Here is a 24571-nt window from a genome sequence, read left to right on the forward strand (position 1 = left end):
TCTGAAGTTCAGAAGTCCGATTCGAGGGGTGGTGAGTGCGGCTGGTGCTGCTGGTGCTGCTGGATCGGTCCCGCCCTGTCCAGCAGGCCCGTACGGGCCGCCAGTGCCGCCGCCTCCAGCCGGGAGCCCACGCCCAGCTTCATCAGTACCCGCTGCACATGGGTACGGGCCGTGCTGGGCGCGATGCCCATGCCGGCCGCGATCAGCCGGGTGTCCTCGCCGTCGGCGACCCGGACCAGGACCTCGACCTCTCTCGGCGTGAGCATCTGGAGCAGGCGCTGGCCCTCGTCGTCGGGCTGGGCGACGGGGTTGAGAAGTTCACTGAACGCGCCCTGGAGCAGCTGCGGAGAGACCGCCGCCTCGCCCGCCCTGGCCTTCATGATGGCGCGCTCGACGCCCTCTATGCGCTCGTCGTGACGTACGTACCCGGAAGCGCCCGCGGCGAAGGCGGCGGCGATTCCGCGCGGGCTGGGCACCGGGCCCAGCACCACGACCGCCACCTGCGGACGCTCGCGCTTGATCCGCACCACCGGGTCGAACATGCCCGGCTCGGCCGGTGTCGCCGTGCCCAGCAGGCACACCTCGGGCGCGCGTGTGATCACCAGCTCCGCCGCGCCCGCGGCGGGTGCCGCCGCGGCGAGCACGCGGTGTCCGCGCAGCTTCAACGCCGAGGCGAGCGCCTCGGCGAGCAGTCGGTGGTCGTCGACCACCATGAGCCGCACTCCCATCGAGCCACCCCCCAGTCCCCCCAATGGTTGTCCCTTCTGGATGCCCATTGGTCCCCACGGACAGGAGCCCCCCGGCTCCCCCGCTTCCCATGCCCCCGGAAGCTACACGCTTGTTCGACGTTGCGCTTCCCCTACTGGAGAGAAGTGCCCCGGATCGCCGAAAATCCTCTCATTCGAGGGTGATGATGTAGTACGCGCACGCCCCCACCCCTGAACAGGGGCTTCAGTTCGTGCCGTACGCGATCGCCAGGTACCTCGTCTCCCCCGTGGTGGAGGGCTTGCGGGCGTAGACCTGGGACATGTAGAGGCGGCCGTCGCCGTAGATGATCTCGGCGTACTCGGGCTGCATGCTGGCCTCGACCGCGCGCACCGCCTTCGTCGCCGGGTTCTCCATCAGTGTCGTCTGCGCGAAGGTGCCGCCGTCGATGCTGACGACCTGGCCGCCCTTGTCGTAGGGCGGGCGCTTGTACGCGATCACGTTGCCGCCGTCCATGCGCAGCGGGGAGATCGTCCAGCCGTTGCCCGCGTCCGCCCGCTGGCCGTCCTGCTTGCCGGTGGCGAGGGAGAAGGCGACGATCTCGTTGGTCTGGCGGTACTCCTCGCCGGAGCCGTCGTGGTCCTCGGTCGGGAGGTACAGCTTGTCGTTGCCGACGGCCAGCTTGGTGCAGTACTCGATCCGGGTGATGCCCTCGCACTCGGCGGCGTACTTGTCGCCGGGCGCCGAGATCTTCGTACGCAGCTGTCCGGTCTTGTTGTCGATGGAGAAGAAGTCCGAGATTCCGCTGCCGTCGCCCGCGGATCGGTTGACGTCGGCGGCGGCGACCAGCGGGTTGGTCGTCACGATGCTGGCGTCCTCGATGCCCTTGGCCATCTTGTACTCGGAGAGCACCTTCCCGGAGACGGGGTCGATGGTCTGGATGCTGAGCTGCCGGGCGCCGTACGTACCGCACTTGCGCACCGCGACCAGCTTCTCGCCGCCGCCGTAGCCGGCGTCGTAGCAGGTGTCGGTCGGCTTCGGGGCCCACAGGGACTTGCCGGTGATGTCGAAGGCGGCGCCGCCACTGGTGCTGCCGACGGCGACCGTGGTCGCGCTGATCGTCACGTTGTCGAGGTTGATCACCTGGTCGCCGGACTTGACCGTCCGCGTCCACAGCTTCTTGCCCGCGTCGAGGTCGATCGCCGCGATCTGGCTGCACCCGTGCGAGGGCTTGTCCTTGGTCGGCATGGCGGGCTCGTACACGATCGCCGTCTGGTGGGTGTCGGTGGTGTGGCGGCTCGCCGCGCACACCGGGCCGGGCAGCGGGACCGTCCAGAGCTTGGTGCCCTTCACCGGGTCGTACCCGACGATCTCGGCGTGGCCGCTCTTGGCGTACACCGTGTCGGTGAGCCAGGAGCCGACGACCGTCGCGCTGTTCTCGTCGGCGCCGATGGCCGGCTCGGGGACCTGGAAGAGGACCTTGGAGGCGGTGTTCTCGGGCGCCTTCTCCGAGCCGCCGCCACCGCCGCCACCGCTGGTTCCGCCGGTTGCCCCGGTTCCCTCGGTGGTGCCGGCCGTGCTGCTCTTACCGTCCGTCTTCGCCTCGGCCTGGCCGCCCTTGGAGGAGGAGTACCAGACGCCGCCGCCGATGATCAGGGCGATCGCCACGACGGCCGACACGATGATGACCGCCTGCGCGTTCGCCTTCCCCTTGGGGGCGGGGGGTTGAGGGGGCTGGGGCTGGTAGACGGGCTGCGGCTGCTGCGGATAGCCGTATCCGGGCGGGGGCTGCTGGCCGTACGGGGGCTGCTGCTGGCCGTACGGGTTCGGGGTGCCCTGGGGGTAGCCGTAGCCGGGGGGCTGCGGGGGCTGGTTCGGCGGGGGCGGGGGCGGCGGCTGGGTCATGACGTGGGTACCTCGGGAACGGGGAGAAGAGGGGAGCGGGGAGGGAGCGGAACAGGGAAGGGGGCGGGGCCTCTTACTTGCCGTAGGCGAGCATCAGCTTCTCCCTCGCTTCGTCCCGGCCGCTCAGCCGGGTCGTGGAGAGGAAGAAACGGCCGTCGACCCAGTCGTACGCCTTCGAGTAGAAGCCGTTCTCGACGTCGGCGGCGGACGCCGGGTTCTGGAGCAGCTTCACCGGGGTGTGGGTGGAACCGGTGACGGGGATCGACACGACCTGGCCGCCGGCGTCGTACGACGGCTCGACATAGGCGATGAGCTGCGTGCCCTCGACCTTCATCGGCAGCATCGAATCGTCCGCCGGGGACTTGACGCGCCACTTCTCCTTGCCGGTGGCCAGGTTGATCGCGACGATCTCGTTGGCGCCGGTCGTCGCCTCCGTCGGCAGGTAGAGGGTGTCGGCGTCGGACGCGACGCCCTGGCAGCCCTGGAGGTCGCGTTCGAGGATCGCCCAGCCGCACACGGGTGCGAAGGACTCGTCGACGGCGACCTCGGAGCGGAAGGCGCCGCCGGCCGTGAGCGTGGAGATGTTCCACGACTTCTTGTCCTCGTTGGTGAGGTAGAGGACGACGGGGTCGACGGAGTACGTACGCCCGACCGCCCAGCCCTTGGGGATCGCCCGGGTCCACTTGGCCTTGCCGGTCTTCGGGTCCAGCTCCTGCACCTCGTCGTGCTCGGTGGAGGTGGAGGCCCCGCAGGACGACACGACGATCAGCCGGGCGCCGCCCGCGAAGCCGGCGGGGAAGCAGGCGGCCCCGTACTTCACCTTGTCGAACAGCTTGGTCCCGCTGTTCAGGTCGTACGCCGTGCCGGACTGCGAGCGCCCGACCATCAGCGTCGTCCCGGTGATCGTCAGCTCGATGCTGAGCGCGCTGTCGAACAGCGCCCCGTCCGGGACCTCGGCGCTCCAGCCCTTCGCCCCCGTGTCCACGTCGAGCACCTGGAGCTGGTTGCACTTGGCCCGGTCACTGGCGCCGTCCATGTAGGCGACCACGATCTTGTCGTCGGCCGACTTCTGCGCGGTGACGGCACAGATCTTCTGCGGGAAGGCGATCGGCCCCCACGCCGGGTTCCCGTCCCCGACATTGAACGCGAACACCTGCTTGTACGCCGCCTTCACGGCCACCTTGTCGGTGATCCACATGCCGGCGGCCTCGGCGCCGGAAGCCGGCGCGTCCGGGGCGTCCTTGTACCAGAGGACCTTCGAATCCCCGGTCTGGCGCCCCTCGTTGAGGTCGTCCGGATCGGCGCCGGCGACACCGCCGCCGCTGTCGCCGCTGCCGTCACCGGGGTTGACGGGCGTGGAGGCGGAGGGCTTGTCGTCGGTCTGGCCGCCACCGGCCACGGGCTTCTTGTCCTCGTCGTCGCCACCACTGGTCACGGCGAACACCGTGCCCCCGATGACGAGCAGCGCGGCGACGGCCGCCCCGAGCACCAGCGCGGGCCGCCCCTTGAAGGGACTGCGCGAACCGCCGCCGGGCGGGGGCGTCGGAGGTACGGGGGCGCCGGGGAACTGCGGCGACTGCCCCGGGTATCCGTACCCGGGCCCGGACCCGTACGCCGGCGGCTGCGGCTGCAGCTGCTGTTGGGCGTAGGGGCCCGACGGGGCGCCGTACGGGCCCGGTTGGCCGGCGTACGGGCCCGACGGCTGGGCGTAGGGGCCCGGTTGCTGCGGATATCCGTACCCCGGCTGGGGCGCGGGCCCGGGCGGGGCCGGTGGCAGGGGCGGCGGGCCCTGCGGGGGCTGTCCCTGCGCGGGCGGTCCCTGCGGGGGCGGCGGAGCCCCGTAGGGCGTCCCTGGCTGCACCCCCTGCGGCGGTCCCTGCGGCACTCCTTGCGGTGTCTCCGGCGGTGGGCCGAAGCCACCCTGGGGCGGTTGGCTGGGCGGCTGGGTCATCAGCGCGTTCCCCCTTCAGCTGATTTTTAGCCACGCCCTGAGGTACGCAAAAGGTACGGATTCTTACTCAGGGAGTACTCAGACGGCCCTTTCTACCACTCCGTGGCCACCTCGCACCGGACCGTATCGGCCTGTAACCACCGCTGTTCCCAAGGCCGAACGGGCCCGTGATGCCCTCGTTATGCGCGTTCACTCACTCTTCACGCCATGTATGCGAGTTTCACGCCTCGTCCGCGAGTTCCAGCCAGCGCAGTTCGAGGTCGTCGCGCTCGCCGGAGAGGGCGCGCAGGTCGGCGTCGAGTTTGGCGACCTTCTCGAAGTCGGTGGCGTTGTCGGCGATCTGGGCGTGCAGCTTGCTCTCGCGCTCGGCGACCTTGTCCAACTGCCGCTCGATCTTCTGGAGTTCCTTCTTCGCGGCACGCGTGTCGGCCGCGCTCTTCTCCGGGCCGCCCTTCACCGCGACCGGGACGGGCACCGCGGCTGCCGCGGCTTCCTCCATCCGCCGGCGGCGCTCCAGGTACTCGTCGATGCCGCGCGGCAGCATGCGGAGGGCGGCGTCGCCGAGGAGGGCGAACACGCGGTCGGTGGTCCGCTCGACGAAGAACCGGTCGTGGGAGATGACGACCATGGAGCCGGGCCAGCCGTCCAGCAGGTCTTCGAGCTGGGTGAGGGTCTCGATGTCGAGGTCGTTGGTGGGCTCGTCGAGGAAGAGGACGTTGGGCTCGTCCATGAGCAGACGCAGGATCTGCAGCCGCCGCCGCTCACCACCACTGAGATCCCCGACGGGGGTCCACTGCTTCTCTTTCCCGAAGCCGAACGTCTCGCACAGCTGTCCGGCGGTCAGTTCGCGCCCCTTGCCGAGGTCGACGCGGTCGCGGATCTGCTGGACGGCCTCCAACACCCGCAGGTTCGGGTTGAGTTCGGTGACCTCCTGGGAGAGATAGGCGAGCTTGACCGTCTTCCCGACGGCGACCCGCCCGGCGGCGGGCTGCTTCTCCCCGTCACTGACGGCGGCCTCGGCCATGGCACGCAGGAGGGAGGTCTTGCCGGCGCCGTTGACCCCGACGAGGCCGACCCGGTCGCCGGGGCCGAGCTGCCAGGTGAGGTGCTTGAGGAGCACCTTGGGCCCGGCCTGCACGGTCACGTCCTTGAGGTCGAACACGGTCTTGCCGAGCCGCGAGGACGCGAACTTCATCAGCTCGCTGCTGTCCCGGGGCGGCGGTACGTCGGCGATCAGCTCGTTGGCGGCCTCGACGCGGAAGCGCGGCTTCGACGTACGGGCGGGGGCGCCGCGCCGCAGCCAGGCCAGCTCCTTGCGGACAAGGTTCTGCCGCTTCACTTCCTCGGTGGCGGCGATGCGCTCACGCTCGGCGCGGGCGAAGACGTAGTCGGAGTAGCCACCCTCGTACTCGAAGACGTCCCCCTTCTGCACGTCCCACATCCGCGTGCAGACCTGGTCCAGGAACCAGCGGTCGTGGGTCACGCAGACGAGCGCGGAGCGGCGCTCGCGCAGATGCCGGGCGAGCCAGGAGATGCCCTCGACGTCGAGGTGGTTGGTGGGCTCGTCGAGAACGATCAGGTCGGGTTCGTCGATGAGGAGTTTGGCGAGCGCGATGCGACGCCGCTCACCACCGGAGAGGGGTCCGATGACGGTGTCGAGGCCCTGCGGGAAGCCGGGGAGGTCGAGTCCGCCGAAGAGTCCGGTGAGTACGTCCCTGATCTTGGCGTTTCCGGCCCACTCGTGGTCCGCCATGTCCCGGATGACCTCGTGGCGGACGGTGGCGGTGGGGTCGAGGGAGTCGTGCTGGGTGAGCACACCGAGACGCAGGCCGCCGGAGTGGGTGACGCGTCCGGTGTCGGCCTCCTCCAGCTTGGCGAGCATCCGGATGAGGGTGGTCTTGCCGTCGCCATTGCGACCCACGACCCCGATCCGGTCCCCCTCGGACACCCCGAGCGAGATCCCGTCGAGCAGGGCACGGGTCCCGTACACCTTGCTGACGTTCTCGACATTGACGAGGTTGACGGCCATTTCGCTCCTGAAAGAGGGGGTGGATCGACCTTCCAGGGTAGTGGGCCGGGTGGGTGTACCTGGCGGGCGGTTTCTCTGGTGGGACGAACCGTTTCCTCGCGGCGGGGTTCAGCGGGCGGGCGGGACGAACTCGGGCTGGTCGAGCAGACGCAGCCAGCTGCCGTCGGGCTGCCGCCGGACGACCTGCGCCCGGGCGCCGGCACCGTCCTTCGGCGGGGTCGAGGTGAGAGCGATGTCACCGCTGACCAGCGTCGGCAGCGGTTGTTCCGGTGCGAAGCGGGGACGGCTGGCCAGCACCCTTTCCCACAGCCCGCGGATCTCCTCCCGGCCCACGGTCAGCTCACCGGGCGGGTAGGCCAGCACGGCGTCCTCTTCGTAGAGCGCGGCGACTCCGGCGGCGTCACCGGCGTTGGAGCGCTCTACGAAGAGGCGGGTGATGTCCTCGGGGCGCAGGGCTTTCTCGTACTCCTGCTTCTGGTACTCCGACATGGGTTCCTCTCTCGTTTCGGTGCTTCCAGCGTGGTCCCCTGCCGATCAGAAGTCCAACAGATGGAATTGATGGAAGCTAGAATCTGCAGTCATGGAACTGAGGCAGCTGGAGTACTTCGTCGCGGTCGCCGAGGAGCGGAACTTCACCAGGGCGGCCGAGCGGGTGCACATCAGCCAGTCCGGCGTCAGCGCCCAGATCCGCCAGCTGGAACGTGAACTCGGCGCCGAGCTGTTCGACCGGTCGGCGCGCACCGCCACCCTCACCGTCGCCGGGAAGGCCGCGCTCGCACCGGCCCGCGCCGCACTCGCCGCGGCCGGGGCGGTCGGTCAGGCGGTGGGTGAGGTGACCGGGCTGATCCGGGGGCGGCTCACGGTCGGGATGGTCGTCGGCTGCACGATCACGCCGCTGTTCGACGCCCTGGCCGCGTTCCACCGGGCACATCCCGGTGTGGAGATCTCCCTGCTGGAGGACAACTCCGACCGGATGATCGAGGGGGTACGCACCGGCACCATCGACCTGGCTCTCGTCGGGACCGCGACGGCCGCCCCCGACGGGCTGGAGGCGCTGACCGTCGTCAGCGAGCGGCTCGTCGCCGCGGTCCCGGCCGACCACCCCCTGACGAAACAGCGCCGGGTCACTCTGCGCGACCTCGTCACCCACCCGATCGTCTGCATGCCGCCCGGCACGGGCCTCCGTACGGTGTTCGACCGCGCCTGCGCCGCGCAGGACCTCCACCCGGCGATCACCCTGCAGGCCGGCGCCGCGGACGCCATCGCCGGCCTCGCGGCCCGCGGGCTCGGCGTCGCCGTCCTCAGCGACTCGATGGCAGCGGCCTACGGCGACCGGCTCACCGCCCGCCCCATCGACGACCTCGAAACACCGGCGCTGCTCGCCCTGATCTGGAGGAGCACGCACAACCCGTCGGTGCGCGAGTTGCTTGTACACAGCCGACGGGCGTTCGGCTGAGTCCGGCTCTGCTCAGCATCAGACCGCCGACACCGGCTACGCAACTGCTTCATCAGGCCGGTGCCTGCGAGCGGCCCTCACTGGTCGCTGCATACGGCACGGCAGCTGAGGACGAAGGCATCGACGGTGTCGTCGACCAGTTGGGTGCGGGGCCGGGCGACACCGATCTGGCTGGGGCTGACGCCCGTCACGGGCCGGTAGACGACGTCCGGGCGTTGGTAGAAGCGGGCGGTCGCTTCGGGGGTGAGGCTGATGCCTTGGCCGTGGGCGATCGCGTTGAGCCATTCATCGGGGTTGTGCGCGACCGCGCCGATACGCACCGGGTGGCCCTCGCGCTCATCGGCGGCGAGCCAGTAGTCGCGCCACTCCCCCGACTCGGCGGGGGTCGCCACGAATGGTTCGTCGTACAGATCCTGGAACCGGATCCGGTCCTGCCCCACGAGGCGATGCTTCGTCGGCAGGGCAATCCAGCGTGGCTCGGTCAGCAGCACTTCGACGTCGAAGTCGCTCTGCGCGGGCACCGGCAGGCGCAGCAGCGCCACGTCGACCTCGCCGGTGGCCAGTCCGGCGGTTGGGTCGGTCCATTCGGTCTGCCGCATCTGGACCCGCCAGCCGGGTCGGCGCCGGGCGAAGTCGGCGATGATCAGCTGGGTGCGCTCGTTGGCGGCGCTGGCCACGAAGCCGACCCGCAGTGTGTGTGCGGCCCGGGTCGTGGCGCCCCGGGTGCCGCGCAGCGCACGCTCCCAGGCAGCGAGCACGGCGCCGGCGTGGGCAGCCAGAGCCTCACCGGCCTCGGTGGGGGCCATCCCGGCACGGGAACGCACGAACAGGCCCACCCCGAGCTGCGTTTCCAGCTGCCGGATCTGTTTCGTCAGAGCGGGCTGCGAGATGTAGAGCCGTTCAGCGGCCCGTGTGAGGTTGCCTTCCTCGACCACTGCGGCGAAGTACCGCAGCAGACGGGTGTCGATATCCATGCCGCCAGGTTATGGAAGCAGGTATTGGACGACTGCAGCAGGCGGCGAGAGCGTTGATCACGCGACCGGGACAGCCCGGTACCGAACCCATCGGGGAGCAATCAGATGACGACGCGTGAAGCCTTGTCCGACCTCAAGGTGGAGGCCGTCCACCACTTCTTCTCCGCCTACGCGGCCAACGACGCCAAAGGGATGAGCGCGGTCCTGGCTCCGAACATCGAATGGAAAATCCCGGGCCACCACCCGCTGTCGGGCACCAAGCACGGACTCGACGAAGTGGTCAGCTTCTTCGACCAGCTCGGCAAGGCGGGCTTCCAGGCCGACCCAGTGTTCCTTGGCAGCAACGGCGAGTACGTCGTCGACATCCACCGCGGCTGGACAACCCAGGGCGTGGGCCAGGTGGACACGACGTGGGCACTGGTATGGCACTTCGACAACGACGGCAAGGTCGATCGGGTGGTCAACCTCAGCGGCGACCAGCACCAGATGGACAACTACGTCTGGGCCAACTTCCCGCTCGCACCCCTTCCGGCCCGCCTCGCCCGATGACAGAAGGAACAGAAGGAACAGAAGGAACAGCATGAAGATCGTGGTGATCGGAGCGACCGGCACCATCGGCTGTGCGGTCGCGGACGCGCTGGAGACCGAGCACGAGGTGATACGGGCTTCACGCAACGGCAGCCCAGGGGTCGACCTGGAGATACCGGCTTCCATCGACGCCCTTTTTGACACCGTCGGCACAGTGGACGCGGTCATCTGCTGCGCTGCGAGCGGTCAGTTGACGCCGCTCACCGCCCCCTCCGACGACGAGTTCACTCTCGGCCTGAAAGGCAAGCTGCTGGGGCAGGTCATGTTGCTACGCCGGGCTCTGAACCACATACGGGACGGCGGCTCCATCACACTCACCAGCGGCACCTTTCAGGAGCCCACGCCAGGCAGTTCCTTCGGCGCTCTTGTCAACGCCGGCCTGGAGGCATTCGTCCAGGCCGCGGCCATCGAGATGCCCCGCGGGCTCAGGGTGAACGTCGTCAGCCCGGGATGGGTGAAGGAGACGCTCGAAAAACTCGGTATGGACACCGCGGGAGGCACACCGCTGAGCGACGTCGCCCACACCTACGTCGAGGTGGTCACAGGCGAGATGCAGGGGCAGGCCATGGTTCCTTCGCCCCGCTGACAGTCCGAGTGTCAGCACGTGGGGCCGCGGCGGATCCGCGCCCCCGCCCCTCCCCCACCGGCCGGACATCGGCATCGTGTAGCCGCATGCGCGGGCGAGGAGGAATAATCGCCGGTATGGCACCGCAGTCCTTCTCCAGTTCCTCGCCCTCCACGGCCGACGTACTGCGAGCGCGCTACGCGGACCGGCTCCCTGATTCCATCGAGGACCTCACCGGTCCGGCACACGGCCAGGTTCCGTTGCCCCTCCATATCGCCTGGTCAGGCCTGCGCAGCTACGACCTGGACCGGCGCCGGCAGCGCATGAGCCTGTACCGCACTGTCCTGGCCGAAGGACAGCGGGACGATCTGGTGGCCTTCCTCCACCACGATCTGCTGATCGAGCAGTGGCCGGTTCTGCGCACCCTCATCAGCCGGCACATCCGCGCCGTGTGGGAGGACACGTTCCCCGAACTCGTGCGCCGAACGGAATCCACCACAGCGTGAACCTCAGCGCCCTCCACCGCCGGCTCCTCGCCGATGTCATTTCCATCGGCACTGCTTATCCACTGGTCATCACGGGCGGGTACGCCGTCCAGGCGCACGGGCTCGTCGACCGGCTCAGCCAGGACATCGACGTCGCGACCGAGAACCCGGCTCCCATGGCAGCCATTGCCGAGGACCTGAGGCAGGGTCTCTCACACCGAGGCTGGCAGGTCACCGTCATCAGCGTCGACCCGCTCTCCGCTCGTCTGCTGGTGACCAGCCCCGATACGTGCGAGGACTGCGAAGTGGACGTCCTCAAGGAGAACTTCTGGGCGCCGCCCGAGTCGACCGAACACGGCCCGGTCCTCGCCTTCGACGACGTCGTCGGGACCAAGGTCCGCGCCTTGGCCGATCGTGGTGCCGTCAGAGACCTCATCGACGTCCATGCTGCCGCCGACAGTCACGCCCTTCACGATCTCGAACGGCTCGGCGAGCGGCATGGTCGCGGCGAGTTCCGGCTCCAGGACCTCCGTGAGCGTCTCGGCGGTGCGGAGTGGTTCGATGACGACGAATTCGCCGCCTACGGCCTCACCCCGGAGGAGACGGAAGAACTCAGGATCTGGGCCCAGCGGTGGGTGAGCGACCTCGATCAGCGGCTGACCGTGGTGGCAGACGACCACGACGACTGAGGACGAGCCGTTCTGTCCGTGCCGGACCACCGAGGGGGACTCTCGCCCTTGGCGACTTCCGCAGCCGGAGTCCGTGTGGCTCAGCCTTCGGCGTTCCGGCCGAGGTCGTACGCCTCGGTGTTGTAGTCGTCGGCCTTGCCTCACCAAACCGCACCTGACGCCCCGTCCGGTCCCGTCCCTACCCACCCCGTCCCCGAAGTGCGCCCCCTCACTCGCCGCCGAGCAGGCCCACCAACCCCGCCGACCCCTCGTCCCCGTACCCCTGGGCAACGCGCCGGCTCATCAGCTCCATGTACGGAGCGAGCAACCGCGGATCGACGTGCTGTTCCTGCGCCGTGGCCAGGAGCGCCGCGTTGGCCGCGGTCATCATCGCGAGGTTGGAGGTGACCCCCTCCGTGTAGTCGCCGCTCTCCAACTGGGCGGCCATGCCGTGGGCAGCGCCCGCCATGGCGCCGAGCCATTCCGTGAGCAGGGTGGCGAGCCCTGCCCGGTCGAGGTCCTTCTCCGGGGCCACCAGGGCGAACGCGTGGGTGAGACCCGCGAACATGCCGGTCATCGCGCTGAGCAGGGCGACGTCGTGCAGCGCCGCGTGCCCGGGGTCCGCGCCCACGAACCTCGCACCGGCGGGCACCTCCAGGGTCTCGCGGTGCCGTTCGAACAGCGCGTGGTCGCCGCTGTAGAGGACGTAGCCGCCGGTCTCCGGGCGGCCGATCATCGGCGGAACGGCCATGATCCCGCCGTCCAGGAAACGGGCCCCGCGCTCCTGTGCCCAGCGGGCTCGGCGGCGGGCCTGGTCGGGAGTGCTGGTGGTCAGGTTGATCAGGTCCTTGCCGTGCAGGTCGGCAGCCTCCAGGGTCTCGCCGACGGAGGCGTCGTCCAGGAGGCACAGGATGACGGGGCCTGCCGCCGACTCCAGTGCCCCGGCTGCGGTGGCCGTCTTCCGGGCACCCTCGTCGACCAGCGGTCCGGCCTTGGCCGGGGTGCGGTTCCAGACGGTCAGCGGATGCCCCGCGGCGAGCCAGGAACGAGCCAGCGCGGTGCCCATGTCACCGAGGCCGAGGAGTGTGACGGGGGGCTTCGAGGGGGTGCCGGACGTGGTACCGAACGTGGCGTGGGGCGTGGTGTGGGTTTGCATGTCCACCAGGCTTCTCTCAGCTCTCCTCATGATCAAGTACCCACTTTTTAGTGGGTGGTTACCTCGAAGTGAGTGGACGACCGGGCGTCGGCAGGGCCTGTCCGGCGCGTCGCGGTGATGTCAGAGTGTGCCCGTGAGTTACAGCATCTTCATGCTCCGGTTCGTGGACGGCGAGGTCGTCACCCTGGACGCCGAACGGCTCCGGCAGATGACGGAGCTGTACGTGGTGGACGGCGGTCCGGAGGAGGGCTTCTCTCAACTCCGGGCGGAGGACGGGGGCAGGGCGGACCTCTACCACGCGTCCGGTGGTGAGGATGGGCTGTCGTGCGTGACGGTGACGCACTTCGCCCGTGGCGCGATGAGCGGTGTGCTCGCCCGGCTGGCGGCGGCCCTCGGGGCCTCGATCCTGCCCCAGGACGGATGCGCGCTGATCTTTGACGAGGACAACCGCCGCCACCTTCCCGCGGACCTCCAGCAGAAGGCGATTTTCCTGGTACCCACGGCGGACGCGTTCGAGGCGGCATTCGACGCGCTCTGAGCGCCTCCCCCTCCCCGGCCACCCAACTCACCTTTCCCCACCCCCACTTGCCTGCTACCCGGACGTAGGGATTCCCCTCATTGACGTGCCCCTTTCAATTCCGCCACGGTGTGCCCACGGAGACGCCACCCCCCTCACGCCCCACATGTCCCCGTACACCTCGTGCACATCGAACAAAAGGGGAACCACCCCATGTCCGTTACGCACTCCCCCACAGGCATGCCCACGACCGGCATGTCCGCCACCAGATCCCGCAGACGCGGCCGCCTCGCCGCTCTCGCCGCCGTCGCCTCCGTGCTCGCCGTCGGTGGCGCCGCCATCTCGCCCGCTTCCGCGGCCACCCCGGCCGTCGGGGTTATTCAGGGCGCCGATGCCGAAGGCGCCATCAAGGACAGTTACATCGTCACCCTCAAGGACAGCGCCGGTTTCCGGGCCGCCTCCAGCAAGGGCAAGGCGCTCGCCACCCGGTACGGCGCCGAGGTCGAGCGGACCTACAAGACGGCCCTCAACGGGTACGCGACCGAGATGACCGAGGCCGAAGCCAAGCGGCTCGCCGCGGACCCGGCCGTCGCGAAGGTCGTGCAGAACAAGACCCTGCACATCAACGACACGCAGACCGGCCCCACTTGGGGACTCGACCGCATCGACCAGGCGGACCTGCCGCTCGACTCCGCCTACACCTATCCGTCGAGCGCCGGAAGTGGCGTGACCGCCTACGTCATCGACACCGGCGTACGGATCACGCACACCGACTTCGGCGGACGTGCCTCCTACGGCTACGACGCCATCGACGGCGACACCAGCGCGGGCGACGGCAACGGGCACGGCACGCACGTCGCCGGGACCGTCGCCGGTGCCACGTACGGTGTCGCCAAGGCCGCGAACATCGTCGCCGTGCGCGTGCTCGACGACTCGGGGTCCGGGACCACCGACGGGGTCGTCGCCGGTATCGACTGGGTGACCGAGAACCACGTCAGCCCGGCCGTCGCCAACATGTCGCTGGGCGGTGACGCCGACTCCGTACTCGACGAGGCCGTCGCCAACTCCATTGCCGCGGGCGTCACTTACGCCGTCGCCGCCGGCAACGACAACGTGAACGCGTCCGCCAACTCCCCGGCCCGCGTGGCCTCCGCGATCACCGTGGGCGCCAGTACGAGTGCCGACGCGCGATCCTCGTTCTCCAACTACGGTTCCATACTGGACATCTTCGCGCCGGGCTCCAGCATCACCTCGACGTACAACACGTCGAACACCGCCACCGCCTCGCTCTCCGGTACGTCGATGGCCTCGCCGCACGTCGCCGGCGCGGCCGCCGTCTACCTGGGCGAGAACCCCGGCGCCACCCCCGCCCAGGTCGCCACGGCGCTGACCTCGGCGGCCTCCGCGTCCACCCTCACCAGCGTCGGCACCGGCAGCCCCAACCTGCTCCTCCAGGTCACGCCCAGCGGAGACGGTGACGACGACGGCGGCGGCGACACCGGCACCGTCTTCGAGTCGGCCACCGACGTGTCCGTCCCCGACGCCGGTTCGGCCGTCTACTCGCCGATCACCGTCAGCGGCATCACCGGCAGCGCGCCCAGCGACCTGTCCGTGTACGTCAACATCGTGCACACCTACCGCGGTGACCTCGTCGTCGACCTGGTCGCCCCGGACGGCTCCACCTACCGTCTGAAGAGCAGCAGTTCCTCGGACTCCGCCGACAACGTCGACGCCACCTACACCGTCAACGCGTCGAGCGAGACCACCGTCAACGGCACCTGGCAGCTCAAGGTCCAGGACGTCTACAGCGCCGACACCGGCTACATCAACAGCTGGAAGCTCACCTTCTGACCCACACCGGCCCGGCTACGACAGCCCACATGACAGAAGCCGTGCGCCCCGGGGACACAACTCACCCGGGGCGCACGGCCGTTCACCAAGCCCTACGGGCTACTCGCCCCGCTGCTGCGGAATCAGCGCCGACGCCGGTGCCAGGCCCCGGCCGCCTCCGGCACCCTCCGGCGCCGTCAGCGCGTGCTCGCGCTCCCGCTCGTACTGGCTCTCGCGCACCGGCATGTCGTCGCGCACCAGGTTCTCGGGGATGAGGACGGCCGCGGTGACGCCACCGCTGGGAGACTCGCGCACCTCGACCCGCAGGCCCTGTCGGTCCGCGAGGCGGTTCACCACGAACAGGCCGATCTGCTTGGCGTCGAGGAGGTCGACCTTCTCCGACTGGATCTTGCGGTTGGCGTCGGCCATCGCCTCCTCCTTCATACCGAAGCCGCTGTCCTCGACCTCGATGAGGAGGCCGTCGTGCAACCGGGCCGCGCGCAGCTGGACCTTGGTGCTGGGCGGGGAGAACGCCGCCGCGTTCTCGACGAGTTCGGCGAGCAGATGGATGACGTCGGCCACCGAGCCGCCGATCAGCGACACCGGGGGTACGGCCCAGATCTGGACCCTCGTCCCGTCCTCGATCTCGGCCACCGCGGCGCGCAGGGTGTCCGCCAGCGGGATCGGGTCCCGCCAGCCACGGCCGGGCGCGATGCCGGACAGGATGAGGAGGCTCTCGGAGTGCCGGCGCATCCGGGTGGCCAGGTAGTCGACGCGGTACAGGTCCTGCAACTCGGCCGCCTCGCGCGGGCGTTGCTCCAGCCGGTCGAGGATGTCGAGCTGCCGGTGGAGCAGCACCTGGCTGCGGCGGGCGAGGCTGACGTACACGCCGGAGATACCGCTGAGGAGTTCGGCGCGCTCGGAGGCGGCCTTGAGCGCCGCCCGCTGTACGGCCGTCAACGCGGTGCCCACCTGGGCGAGTTCGTCTCCGGCGAGGCGGCGCATCGGGGCCTCGGCGTCGATGTCGACGCCCTGCCCGAGGTGCAGCCGACGCATGGCCTGCGGGAGTCGGCGGCCGGCGACTTCGAGGGCCGAGTTGCGCAGGTCGAGGAGCTCCACGATCAGTCCCCGGCCGACGGACACGGAGACCAGCAGCGACAGCAACACGCCCACCAGGCCCAGGAGTACGGCGATCCCGGAGGCGCCGAGCGTGTCCCAGCCGAACGGGTTCGCCTTGGCCGCGGCGGCCGTACCGGCCTTCGTCTCAGCCTTGGCGAGCGACTCCAGCACAGTGCTCGCGGAGTTGTCCCAGTCCTTCAACAGGCCGTCGGCCACGGCCGATTCACCGGCGCCGGCACTGCGTACACGGTTCTCGATCGCCGTCAGCCGGTCGTAACTCCCGCTCTCCAGAAGGGTGGTGTACGCCTTCCGGTGTTCGGGCTTGAGATCGGCGACGGAGGGCTTCAGCAGGCTCCGCTGGACGGCGAGGGCGCCGACGAACAGCGCGTACTGCTCGTCGGTGAGCTTCCCGGCCGCGGCGCCCGCCATGAGGAGCGCCTGCTCCTGGGCCAGCGCCTCGCGGGCGCGGGCGAGTTCGAGGACCACCCGCGCCTCGGAGGCGGTGGTCGTGCCCTTCTCCCCGGTGAGCGCGCCGGTGACGGCGAAGGCGTCCTCGACGATGTCCGTGTACGCGGTGTACGCGGCCTGCGTCGCGTTCTTGCCGCCGCCGCTCTGCGGCACCCGCAGCTCGGTGATGCTCTTGACGTCGTCGGCGAGTTTGTCGAGGCGGCCGGGCAGCGCGGACTCGAGGAGTGCGGCGTCCGAGCTGGAGGAGTTGATGCCGGCGAGCAGGGCTTCGGCGGCCTTGTCGGTGGCCACCCGGGTCCGCCCGAGGACGTCCGCGTCGCCGGATCTCGGGTCGGCGGCGTACCGGGTGGCGACGGACCGCTCGGTCTGTATCGCGGTGACGAAGTGGGCGACCGGGACGAGCAGTTCGGAGTTGACGTCCTTGGCCCGCTCGGCGTCGCCGATGATGGACGCGGTGGTGACGGCGGCGAAGCTCCAGAGAGCCATGAGGGAGACGACGGGCAGCATCAGCAGGGCGACGATCTTCGCCCGGACGGATCTGGGGCGTAGCCGTTCGGAGGTGCGAGCCAAACTCATGGAGAACCTCGTTAGCTTTTTGCATTTCAGCCCGTCCGGCGTTTGAGGACGAGCGCGTTCAGCGCGATACGGGGGTCTGGGGGCAGAGCCCCCAGAGGATGGGAACGGGTAGGGGCGGCGGGGGCGAGATCGGGCTCAGGCGGTGGCCAGCTCGACCTCGCGGAGCATTTCCGCCGCGAACGCCGCCTCCTCCCGCTTCCCTGTGGGCGACAGGGCGACATACGCCGAGGCCAGGAAGAGGAACGACCCGAGCAGCACGGCCAGCGGGAAGAGGAACTCCGTGGACGTGGCCCCGGGCAGCTCCGCGCTGCTGGGCGCGAGGTCGACCTCGACCGCGTACATCGCGGTGTAGTGCATGCTGCTCACCGCGAGGCCCATGACCAGCGCGGCGATCGTGGCGAGCACGGGCCCGCGCACGATGAGGGTGAGGGTGAGCGCGGCGGTCGCGGCGACCACGGCGATCGCGACGGAGGCGACGACGAGCGTCGGGTCGTACGAGATCTCGCCGTGCAGGTTGAGCGCGTACATGCCGGCGTAGTGCATGGCGGCGACGCCGAGGCCGGTGCCGAGGCCGCCGAGGATCACCGACCTGACGCGGGAGCGGCCGTACCCGGCGGTGAAGACACCGGCAGCGACGACAGCGATCGCGGTGACGAGGCTGAGGACGGTCAGCGGGACGTCGTAGCGGATGGGGGTGCCGTCGACGCCGAAGCCCATCATCGCGACGAAGTGCATGGTCCAGATGCCGGACCCGATCGCGAACGAGGCGAGCGTCAGCCAGTTGCGCTTGGAGGCGCCGTCCGATTCCAACGCCCTTACGGTGCAGCGCAGTCCGAGCGCCGAGCCCAGACAGGCCATCGCATAGGACAGAACGGGGGTGACCCAACCGGCGCTGAAGTGATCCATATGGCCCATGGGGGGATTCCTCTCGCCCGAGGTGCCGGCAGAAGGCCGCACCCAGGAAGTACCGCCGGTAACGGGGGACCGGGGGATGGCTGATCATGCCACCCCTCCCTCTGCACCAGATGGCGCGAAAGGGACCATGGGGCGGATTGCCGAACATTCGATTGCGGTGACGTAGATAACAGTTGAGGTACCATTTGACCTGCATTTTTGTGCAAGGTCACGAAGAAGGGGCCGATTTTCACCGACCCCTCACTTCGCTCGATACCGTCACTAATGAGCCATGATCACGAATGCCGCGATCACGATCGTCAGCGCGATCAGGGTCGTCAGCTCTTGCCGGCCACCGCCGTACGGACCTCGCCGAGGAGGTCGTACATCGTCTGGCCGGGGCAGTCGGTGGACAGCCAGTCGCGGTGGCCGCTGATCGCGTTGACGTCCTTCGTCACCCCGTTGACCGGGTTCACATAGGTCAACTTCGCCTGCGGGTCGAGGCCCTTGAAGCGGGCGATCACCTTGATGAGGCGGATCAGCGAGGCCTTGGCCGCGTCGGTCGGCGGCTGGGCGACCAGGTTGCCGAGCAGGGCGATGCCGAGGTTGCCGGAGTTGAAGCCGGCGGTGTGGAAGGCGGTGACGAGGTTGCCGTCCTTGTCGAAGGCCGGGACGAGGTCGTCGCCGGAGTAGCGGCCCTCGTAGACGGCGCCGGCCTCGTCGATGAGGAAGTGGTAGCCGATGTCGCCCCAGTCGAGGGAGATCGCGTGGTACTCGTAGATGCCGCGCACGGTCGCCGCCGGGTCGGGGTCGGCGTTCGGAGTGTCCGTGTGGTGGACGGTGACCGTCTGGAACGGGTAGTACGCCTCCGGCGTGTTGACCTTCCCGTCCTTGAACCGCTTCGACTCGTCGGCACCCCACGCCGGCCGCGACAGGTACTGCACCCCGCGCACCCGGGTCGGCTCGGTCGGCACCTCGAAGGTCTTGCCGGCCCCGCCGGTCGTGTCGATCGCCAGCGACCGCGCCCCGCTCACACTCGTACCGTCGGGCAGCTTCAGCTCGTACGCGGTGGCGTCCCCCGCCGCCACCAGCTTCGTGCCGCCGCCCTCGACGGTCGCGCAACCGCCGTTCATTTCCTGCCACTTGCCGGGCGCGGAGGCACCGTCCGCGAACTTGATCCCGGCGCCGTCCGCCGCCCCGCTCCAGCGCACACCGACGTACGAGATGGCGAACGCGGCACTGCCCTCGGCGGTGCCGGTGGCGGCCTCGGTACGGGTGGCCGGGAACTTCTGCGGCTCGGTACCCGCGGTGCCGGACGTGCTGTCCGTCGTACCGGAGTTGCTGGAGGAGGAGTCCTCACCGTTGCCCGCCGCGAAGACCACCGGGGTCAGCGCGCCGCCGACGGCGACCGCACCGGCGGCGCCGATCATGCCGCGCCGGGAGAGGGGAACTTTCCTGCGATGGGAGCGCGCCGGAGAAGGAGACGAGGAAGAGGACGAAGAAGAGGAGGGGGGAGGTACGGACACGGAGATGCCTTCCGGATGAACTGGGGGAGTTGGCAACTCAAGGGGGACCCCACGCCGCGCACACTCATGGAACTCGCGGAAAGCCCTACGACTTGAACAGTCGTACGACCGAAAGAGCCCTGCGACGGCGAGTGCTTGAAGTTGAAAAGACCCTATGCGTCACGCCCGCCCCACCCACACCATCTCAGGCCAAGGAACGGTGAATTCCCTGTGAGCGTCCGACAAATGGGGTAACCCAAAAGTAACTCTTTGTGTCCACTGTCACAGCAGGCTGGCGCCGGCCACCGGCCCCGCTGCCACTCGCACAGAACGGCAGCTACCGGACACGGAGAGCGCCTGAGCCACCTCCTGCGCAGCCACCGCATCCCGGGCGAGAAACGCCGTCGTCGGACCGGAACCCGAGACCAGAGCCGTCAGGGCACCGGCCGCACGGCCCGCGGCGAGGGTGTCGGCGAGGGCCGGGAAGAGGGAAAGGGCGGCGGGCTGGAGGTCGTTGGAGACCGTGGCGGCGAGCGCGTCCGGGTCACCGGCGGCGAGCGCGTCGAGGAGTTCCGACGAGGCGACGGGCACCGGTACGTCACTGTCAGCGACCAGCCGGTCGAACTCCCGGAACACGGCAGGCGTCGACAGCCCGCGCTCCGCCATCGCGAACACCCAGTGGAAGGTGCCCCCGGTCTCCAGGACCGTCAGCTTCTCGCCGCGCCCGATCCCGAGCGCGGCCCCGCCCACCAGGCTGAACGGCACATCGCTGCCCAACTCGGCGCAGATGTCGAGGAGTTCGACGCGCGAGGCCCCGGTCCCCCACAACGCGTCGCAGGCGAGCAACGCACCGGCGCCGTCGGCACTACCGCCCGCCATCCCGCCGGCGACGGGGATGTCCTTGGCGATGTGGATGTGCACGGCGGGCGTACGGCCGTACCGCTCGGCGAGCGCCACGGCGGCCCGGGCGGCGAGATTCGTCCCGTCGAGGGGCACTTGAGCGGCGTCCGGCCCCGCACAGGTGATCCGGAGCTCCTCGGCCGGGGTCACGGTGACCTCGTCGAACAGGCCGACGGCGAGGAAGACATTGGCGAGGTCGTGGAAGCCGTCGGGACGCGCGGCACCCACCGCGAGCTGGACGTTGACCTTGGCGGGAACCCGTACGGTGACGCTCACAGCTGCCCGGACTCCCCGTTGTCGTCCTGTTCCTGGACCTTGTTCTCCGCGATGCGGACGAAGTCCTCGACGCCGATGGACTCGCCGCGGGCCTGCGGGGAGACACCTGCGGCGACGAGGGCGCTCTCGGCGGCGGCGGCCGACCCGGCCCACCCGGCGAGGGCGGCGCGCAGGGTCTTGCGCCGCTGGGCGAACGCGGCATCCACGACCGCGAACACCTCGCGCCGGGAGGCGGTCGTCTTGATGGGCTCGGCACGCCGGACCAGCGAAACAAGCCCGCTGTCGACGTTGGGCGCGGGCCAGAAGACGTTGCGCCCGATGGCACCGGCCCGCTTGACCTCGGCGTACCAGTTGGCCTTCACCGACGGGACGCCGTACACCTTCGACCCGGGCGGCGCGGCGAGCCGGTCGGCGACCTCCGCCTGCACCATGACGAGGGTCCGCTCGATACTCGGGAACGTCTCCAGCATGTGCAGCAGCACGGGCACGGCGACGTTGTACGGCAGATTCGCGACCAGTGCGGTGGGCGGGGGCCCCGGCAGTTCGGTCACCCGCATGGCATCGGAGTGCACCAGCTCGAACCGCTCCACGTGGCCGGGCATCCGGGCGGCGACCGTCGCGGGCAGCGCCCCGGCGAGCACGTCGTCGATCTCGACGGCGACGACCCGCTCGGCGGCCTCCAGCAGCCCGAGGGTGAGCGAACCGAGCCCCGGCCCGACCTCGACGACCACGTCGTCGGGCCGCACACCGGCGGTGCGCACGATACGGCGCACGGTGTTGGCGTCGATGACGAAGTTCTGGCCGCGCTGCTTGGTCGGCCGCACCCCGAGGGCGCCGGCCAGCTCACGGATGTCGGAGGCACCGAACAGGGCGTCGGAGGAGGCGTCGGGGACGGGGCTGGTACTCACGGGTCCAGGGTACGGGGGGTGGGAGGGGGAGAAGTGCCGGGTCCGGGCGGAAGCAGGGGGCCCAACGGGCCGAGGTCGAGATTGAGGTCCTCCAGCGTGTAGCCGTGCTGGGTGCACAGATCGGCCAGTCGGTCGTGGAGCGCCAGGAGCGTGGCTCCCAGTTCCTCCTCCTGGTCGTCGGTGAGGTCTCCCGCGTCGACGCGGCGCAGTGCCTGGCGCTCGATGAGCTGACGCAGCAGCTCGACCAGGGTGAGGACCAGCTTGAGCAGGTCCTCTTCCACCGTGTCGCGGTCGGTGTGCACGCGGTGTGCCGCGCGTGGGGGCGCTTCGTGCGAGGGCGCTTCGGGCGGGGTGGGCGGTGCCTGGACCAGTCGGAAGGCGCGCGCCATCGAGTCGCCGAGGCCCCGGAGGTCGGGGTCATCGGGGTGGTGATCGGAGTGGTGATCGGGGTGTTTCTCGCTCATGGCCGCGCTCCTGGGCCGTTGCTGCCGGGGGCCGTCGGGGCCTGGCTGTCCTCGGAACTGACGGACACGATGAGAGCGCGCAGCGAGATGCGGACGAGATCGATGTCGGCGATGGACAGAACGATGTCACCGGTGACGACCACGCCGCCGCTGAGCAGCCGGTCGAGGAGGTCCACCAGCGCCACCTGGCGCCCTGGCAGCGGCTCTCCGTGCTCCGGCTCCGCCAGAGTCATCGGCCGCGCTCCTCGTCGTCGGCCGTGGGCCGGTGCTCGGGCGGCGGCATGGCGAAGGAGTACGGCGCCCAAGGGCCGGTCACCTCGACATGGATGCCTTCGAACACGCCGACGGCTTCTTCGACGGCGGTCCGGAACGCCTCCGCGAACGCGTTCGGGACGAGGTAGGCGTCGTTGAGCACGTTTTCCGCGGGCCCGGTCAGGGCGCCGCGCTGGGCGGGGTGTCGCACGTGCTGCGAGGCGTATCGGGAGGCGACGGCTCCGACGGTTTCGGCGGCCCTCTGCGCCTGGCCGTACAGGGCTTCCTGGGCTTGGTGCTGGGCTCTGCGGCTCTGGAGGTAGGCCTTGCCCTTGCCCGGAGTGGTGGTGGCGGGGGTTCCCGTGCCGGTGCCGGGTGCGGGGCCGGCCGGGCTCGTGGAGGGCGCGAGGGGCGCGAGGAAGATCTTCACGCCGAATTCGGTGTGGGCGGTGAGCTGGGCGAGTCTTTCGGCGAAGGCGTCGTACTGCTCGGCCAGTGCCTGGCCGGCGCGGTCGTCGTCCTGGTAGACGGTGGCCATGCGCAGCGGGAGGACCGTGGTGTGGGCGGAGAGTGCCTGGACGACCTCGTGGTGCGCGCGGGCGACATCCTCGAGCCACTCCAGATCCTCGAAGTGCTTCTTCAGCGCGCTCTCGTCGAAGTCGCGCCGAAGGACGTGGCTGGTGGCGAAGGCCAAGGAGGGCCCGTCGCCGGGGCCGGGTGGCGCGGTGACGCAGACGACAGGGGAGCCGTGGATGCCCCGGAGGCCTTTCAGGACGTCGCGGAGGCCTGCGGTGAGGGGGGCTGTGGCGTAGACGTACGTGAGGACGTCGTCGGATGCGGTCATGGCCGCCGCCCCCGTGCGGTCCCCCCTCTTGCTCCCCCACCACCTGCGGTTCCCTCGTCCGTGCCCTGCTCCTGATCATCGGGGCGTTCGCGGCGCAGGGCCTCCAGCTCGGCGCGCAGTCGGCGGTTCTCCTGCTCAAGAGGGCTGCCGGTGTGACGTGAGGAGAGCGAGGAGTCGTGCTCCCACCAGTCGATGCCCATCTCCTTCGCCTTGTCCACGGAGGCGACCAGGATCCGGAGTTTGATCGTCAGCAGTTCGATGTCGAGAAGGTCGATGCGGATGTCACCGGCGATGACGATGCCCTTGTCCAGGACTCTTTCCAGGATGTCGGCGAGGCTGGAGGTGCTCTGCCCGCCGTACGGCATCGGGGCGGCCCGGGACGGGAAGGATCCGAGTCGGTCGGGTAGTGGCTCAGACACGATGTCGGCCTCGCTTCCCCTGTCAGGGAGATCGGTCGGGGAGATCGGTCAGGGAGACCGGTCACGGGTATCGGTCACGGGTATCGGTCAGGGAATTGCCGGCGGAACTCCGCGATCTCCGCGAGCCGGTCGATCAGCTCGTCCTCCTGGCTGTCGAAGGTCTCCTGGTCGATCTCGCCGCCCTGGAGGCGCCGCTCCAGGTCGGCGAGGGCGCGCCACACCGGGGCCGGGTCGTAGTACTCGTCCTGGGCCTTCTCCTCGATCCGCTGGGCGGCCCATACGACGGCCCGCACCGGCGCGACGGGAAGGGTGAGCAGGTGTGTCAGCAGGCCCATGGTTCGTGTCCTCCTCCCTGGATCCGGGGTCACCGAACGAAGCTGTACGGGGGCAGCGGCCCGGTGAGCCGGAAGTCGACGCCGTCCTCGGTCTGGCGGGCGAGGTCGGCCTGCGCCGCCAGGAATTCCCGCGTCCGGTCATGCGGTACCAGAAGCGACAGATTGAGGAAGTCGGGGCCGGCGGGCGGATGCGTGGCGTGCTCCCGGCCGTAGGGAATCAGCGTGTGAGCGAGTCCCGCGGCCACGGCCTCCTGGCGTTCCTGTACTGCGCGGGCGACCAGTTCCCCCAGCGCGAGGGGCAGTTGCGGGTCCTTCGCGCCGGCCCGGATCCGCTCGTTGAGTTCCCTCGCCTCGGGAGAGTCCCGCAGGACCTGGCGCAGCAGCTCGTCCTCGTCCGCCTGGGAGGCCCGCACGTGGTACTCGGCGCAGCCGTCGATTCGCGCGAGGGTGGCGATGTAGTGGTCGGTGTTCTCCTCCAGAGCCTGCTGGACGGCCTGCTCGTCGGAGGCGAGGTAGCCGAACTGCAGCGGCAGGACCACGGCGTCGGCCATGAGGGATTCCAGCACTCCCTGATGCGCCTGGAGATCTCTGCGTTTGGGCCGGATCTCCTCGGAGACGTCGCTGACCACTGCGGACAAGGGCCCGGCCGTGACCGTACGCACGGGTGACGGGTGTGAGCCCACGCCCGTCAGACCGTCAAGTCGGTGAGGATGGTCCTTACCTGTGATCCCGTACACGTAGAGCGCCATCGCGTACTCCCTTGGCTGCCTTTTCTCCCTTTG

25 protein-coding genes are annotated in these 24571 nt (G+C 69.8%); 7 read left to right on the top strand and 18 right to left on the bottom strand.

Annotation, left to right across the window (positions count from 1 at the left end; translation table 11 throughout):
- Positions 1-8 precede the first annotated feature (8 nt).
- From ACH4TV_RS27375 to ACH4TV_RS27395, 5 genes are all read right to left on the bottom strand, one after another.
- A complete protein-coding gene (locus ACH4TV_RS27375) occupies positions 9-728 on the bottom strand; it encodes a LuxR C-terminal-related transcriptional regulator (RefSeq protein ID WP_398402566.1) in 720 nt (239 codons plus the stop codon).
- Between the two features lie 223 nt (positions 729-951).
- Positions 952-2610 carry a PQQ-binding-like beta-propeller repeat protein gene (locus tag ACH4TV_RS27380; RefSeq protein WP_398402568.1) on the bottom strand — a complete coding sequence of 553 codons (1659 nt, stop codon included), beginning with the start codon at positions 2608-2610 and terminating at the stop codon, positions 952-954.
- A gap of 73 nt (positions 2611-2683) precedes the next feature.
- Positions 2684-4561, bottom strand: coding sequence for a PQQ-binding-like beta-propeller repeat protein (locus ACH4TV_RS27385; RefSeq protein WP_398402570.1), 1878 nt, complete (start codon positions 4559-4561; stop codon positions 2684-2686).
- Positions 4562-4781: 220 nt separating this feature from the next.
- Positions 4782-6590: an ABC-F family ATP-binding cassette domain-containing protein gene (locus ACH4TV_RS27390; protein WP_398402572.1), complete on the bottom strand. Its 1809-nt coding sequence runs from the start codon at positions 6588-6590 to the stop codon at positions 4782-4784.
- Between the two features lie 108 nt (positions 6591-6698).
- Complete coding sequence (locus ACH4TV_RS27395; protein ID WP_398402574.1) at positions 6699-7079, bottom strand: YybH family protein; 381 nt, start codon at positions 7077-7079, stop codon at positions 6699-6701.
- Between the two features lie 91 nt (positions 7080-7170).
- On the opposite strand from ACH4TV_RS27395, the gene ACH4TV_RS27400 reads away from it, so the two are divergent.
- Positions 7171-8046: a LysR family transcriptional regulator gene (locus ACH4TV_RS27400; protein WP_398402576.1), complete on the top strand. Its 876-nt coding sequence runs from the start codon at positions 7171-7173 to the stop codon at positions 8044-8046.
- A gap of 77 nt (positions 8047-8123) precedes the next feature.
- Here ACH4TV_RS27400 and ACH4TV_RS27405 read toward each other — a convergent pair whose 3' ends face one another.
- Positions 8124-9020 carry a LysR family transcriptional regulator gene (locus ACH4TV_RS27405; protein WP_398402578.1) on the bottom strand — a complete coding sequence of 299 codons (897 nt, stop codon included), beginning with the start codon at positions 9018-9020 and terminating at the stop codon, positions 8124-8126.
- Between the two features lie 105 nt (positions 9021-9125).
- On the opposite strand from ACH4TV_RS27405, the gene ACH4TV_RS27410 reads away from it, so the two are divergent.
- The 4 genes from ACH4TV_RS27410 to ACH4TV_RS27425 all read left to right on the top strand — a co-directional run bounded on the left by ACH4TV_RS27410 (position 9126) and on the right by ACH4TV_RS27425 (position 11347).
- A complete protein-coding gene (locus ACH4TV_RS27410) occupies positions 9126-9569 on the top strand; it encodes a nuclear transport factor 2 family protein (RefSeq protein WP_398402580.1) in 444 nt (147 codons plus the stop codon).
- 31 nt (positions 9570-9600) lie between these two features.
- A complete protein-coding gene (locus ACH4TV_RS27415; protein WP_398402582.1) occupies positions 9601-10194 on the top strand; it encodes a short chain dehydrogenase in 594 nt (197 codons plus the stop codon).
- Between the two features lie 116 nt (positions 10195-10310).
- The gene (locus ACH4TV_RS27420; RefSeq protein WP_398402584.1) at positions 10311-10679 is read left to right on the top strand and encodes a hypothetical protein; all 369 of its coding nucleotides are present in this window, start codon (positions 10311-10313) and stop codon (positions 10677-10679) included.
- Entirely contained in the window at positions 10676-11347 is a 672-nt protein-coding gene (locus tag ACH4TV_RS27425; RefSeq protein WP_398402586.1) for a nucleotidyl transferase AbiEii/AbiGii toxin family protein, read from the top strand. Before ACH4TV_RS27420 ends, ACH4TV_RS27425 begins: the two co-directional genes overlap by 4 nt.
- A gap of 208 nt (positions 11348-11555) precedes the next feature.
- Here ACH4TV_RS27425 and ACH4TV_RS27430 read toward each other — a convergent pair whose 3' ends face one another.
- A complete protein-coding gene (locus tag ACH4TV_RS27430; protein WP_398402588.1) occupies positions 11556-12482 on the bottom strand; it encodes an NAD(P)-dependent oxidoreductase in 927 nt (308 codons plus the stop codon).
- A gap of 133 nt (positions 12483-12615) precedes the next feature.
- On the opposite strand from ACH4TV_RS27430, the gene ACH4TV_RS27435 reads away from it, so the two are divergent.
- Positions 12616-13020, top strand: a complete 405-nt coding sequence (locus ACH4TV_RS27435; RefSeq protein ID WP_398402590.1) for a hypothetical protein — start codon at positions 12616-12618, stop codon at positions 13018-13020.
- 234 nt (positions 13021-13254) lie between these two features.
- On the top strand, positions 13255-14850 hold the full coding sequence (locus ACH4TV_RS27440) for a S8 family peptidase (protein WP_398402991.1): 1596 nt from the start codon (positions 13255-13257) through the stop codon (positions 14848-14850).
- Between the two features lie 99 nt (positions 14851-14949).
- Here the strand turns inward: ACH4TV_RS27440 and ACH4TV_RS27445 are convergent, their stop codons facing one another.
- The 11 genes from ACH4TV_RS27445 to ACH4TV_RS27495 all read right to left on the bottom strand — a co-directional run bounded on the left by ACH4TV_RS27445 (position 14950) and on the right by ACH4TV_RS27495 (position 24538).
- Positions 14950-16992 carry a nitrate- and nitrite sensing domain-containing protein gene (locus ACH4TV_RS27445; RefSeq protein WP_398402592.1) on the bottom strand — a complete coding sequence of 681 codons (2043 nt, stop codon included), beginning with the start codon at positions 16990-16992 and terminating at the stop codon, positions 14950-14952.
- A gap of 135 nt (positions 16993-17127) precedes the next feature.
- Positions 17128-17907, bottom strand: a complete 780-nt coding sequence (locus ACH4TV_RS27450; RefSeq protein WP_398402594.1) for an MHYT domain-containing protein — start codon at positions 17905-17907, stop codon at positions 17128-17130.
- Positions 17908-18224: 317 nt separating this feature from the next.
- Positions 18225-19316, bottom strand: a complete 1092-nt coding sequence (locus tag ACH4TV_RS27455) for an N-acetylmuramoyl-L-alanine amidase (protein ID WP_398402596.1) — start codon at positions 19314-19316, stop codon at positions 18225-18227.
- A gap of 357 nt (positions 19317-19673) precedes the next feature.
- Positions 19674-20567 (bottom strand): 4-(cytidine 5'-diphospho)-2-C-methyl-D-erythritol kinase, encoded by an 894-nt coding sequence (locus tag ACH4TV_RS27460; RefSeq protein ID WP_398402598.1) that lies wholly within the window; start codon positions 20565-20567, stop codon positions 19674-19676.
- A complete protein-coding gene (gene rsmA / locus ACH4TV_RS27465; protein WP_398402600.1) occupies positions 20564-21475 on the bottom strand; it encodes a 16S rRNA (adenine(1518)-N(6)/adenine(1519)-N(6))-dimethyltransferase RsmA in 912 nt (303 codons plus the stop codon). The genes ACH4TV_RS27460 and rsmA overlap by 4 nt, the downstream gene beginning before the upstream one ends.
- Positions 21472-21939, bottom strand: a complete 468-nt coding sequence (locus tag ACH4TV_RS27470) for a gas vesicle protein K (protein WP_398402602.1) — start codon at positions 21937-21939, stop codon at positions 21472-21474. The genes rsmA and ACH4TV_RS27470 overlap by 4 nt, the downstream gene beginning before the upstream one ends.
- Positions 21936-22172, bottom strand: coding sequence for a gas vesicle protein (locus ACH4TV_RS27475; RefSeq protein WP_398402604.1), 237 nt, complete (start codon positions 22170-22172; stop codon positions 21936-21938). The genes ACH4TV_RS27470 and ACH4TV_RS27475 overlap by 4 nt, the downstream gene beginning before the upstream one ends.
- Complete coding sequence (locus tag ACH4TV_RS27480) at positions 22169-23035, bottom strand: GvpL/GvpF family gas vesicle protein (RefSeq protein WP_398402606.1); 867 nt, start codon at positions 23033-23035, stop codon at positions 22169-22171. The genes ACH4TV_RS27475 and ACH4TV_RS27480 overlap by 4 nt, the downstream gene beginning before the upstream one ends.
- Complete coding sequence (locus ACH4TV_RS27485) at positions 23032-23454, bottom strand: gas vesicle protein (RefSeq protein WP_398402607.1); 423 nt, start codon at positions 23452-23454, stop codon at positions 23032-23034. Before ACH4TV_RS27485 ends, ACH4TV_RS27480 begins: the two co-directional genes overlap by 4 nt.
- A 74-nt stretch (positions 23455-23528) precedes the next feature.
- Positions 23529-23789, bottom strand: a complete 261-nt coding sequence (locus ACH4TV_RS27490; protein ID WP_398402608.1) for a gas vesicle protein GvpG — start codon at positions 23787-23789, stop codon at positions 23529-23531.
- 29 nt (positions 23790-23818) lie between these two features.
- Positions 23819-24538, bottom strand: coding sequence for a GvpL/GvpF family gas vesicle protein (locus ACH4TV_RS27495; RefSeq protein ID WP_398402609.1), 720 nt, complete (start codon positions 24536-24538; stop codon positions 23819-23821).
- Between the last annotated feature and the right edge of the window lie 33 nt (positions 24539-24571).

This window comes from Streptomyces sp. NPDC020898, from assembly GCF_044333925.1.
Lineage (GTDB): Bacteria > Actinomycetota > Actinomycetes > Streptomycetales > Streptomycetaceae > Streptomyces.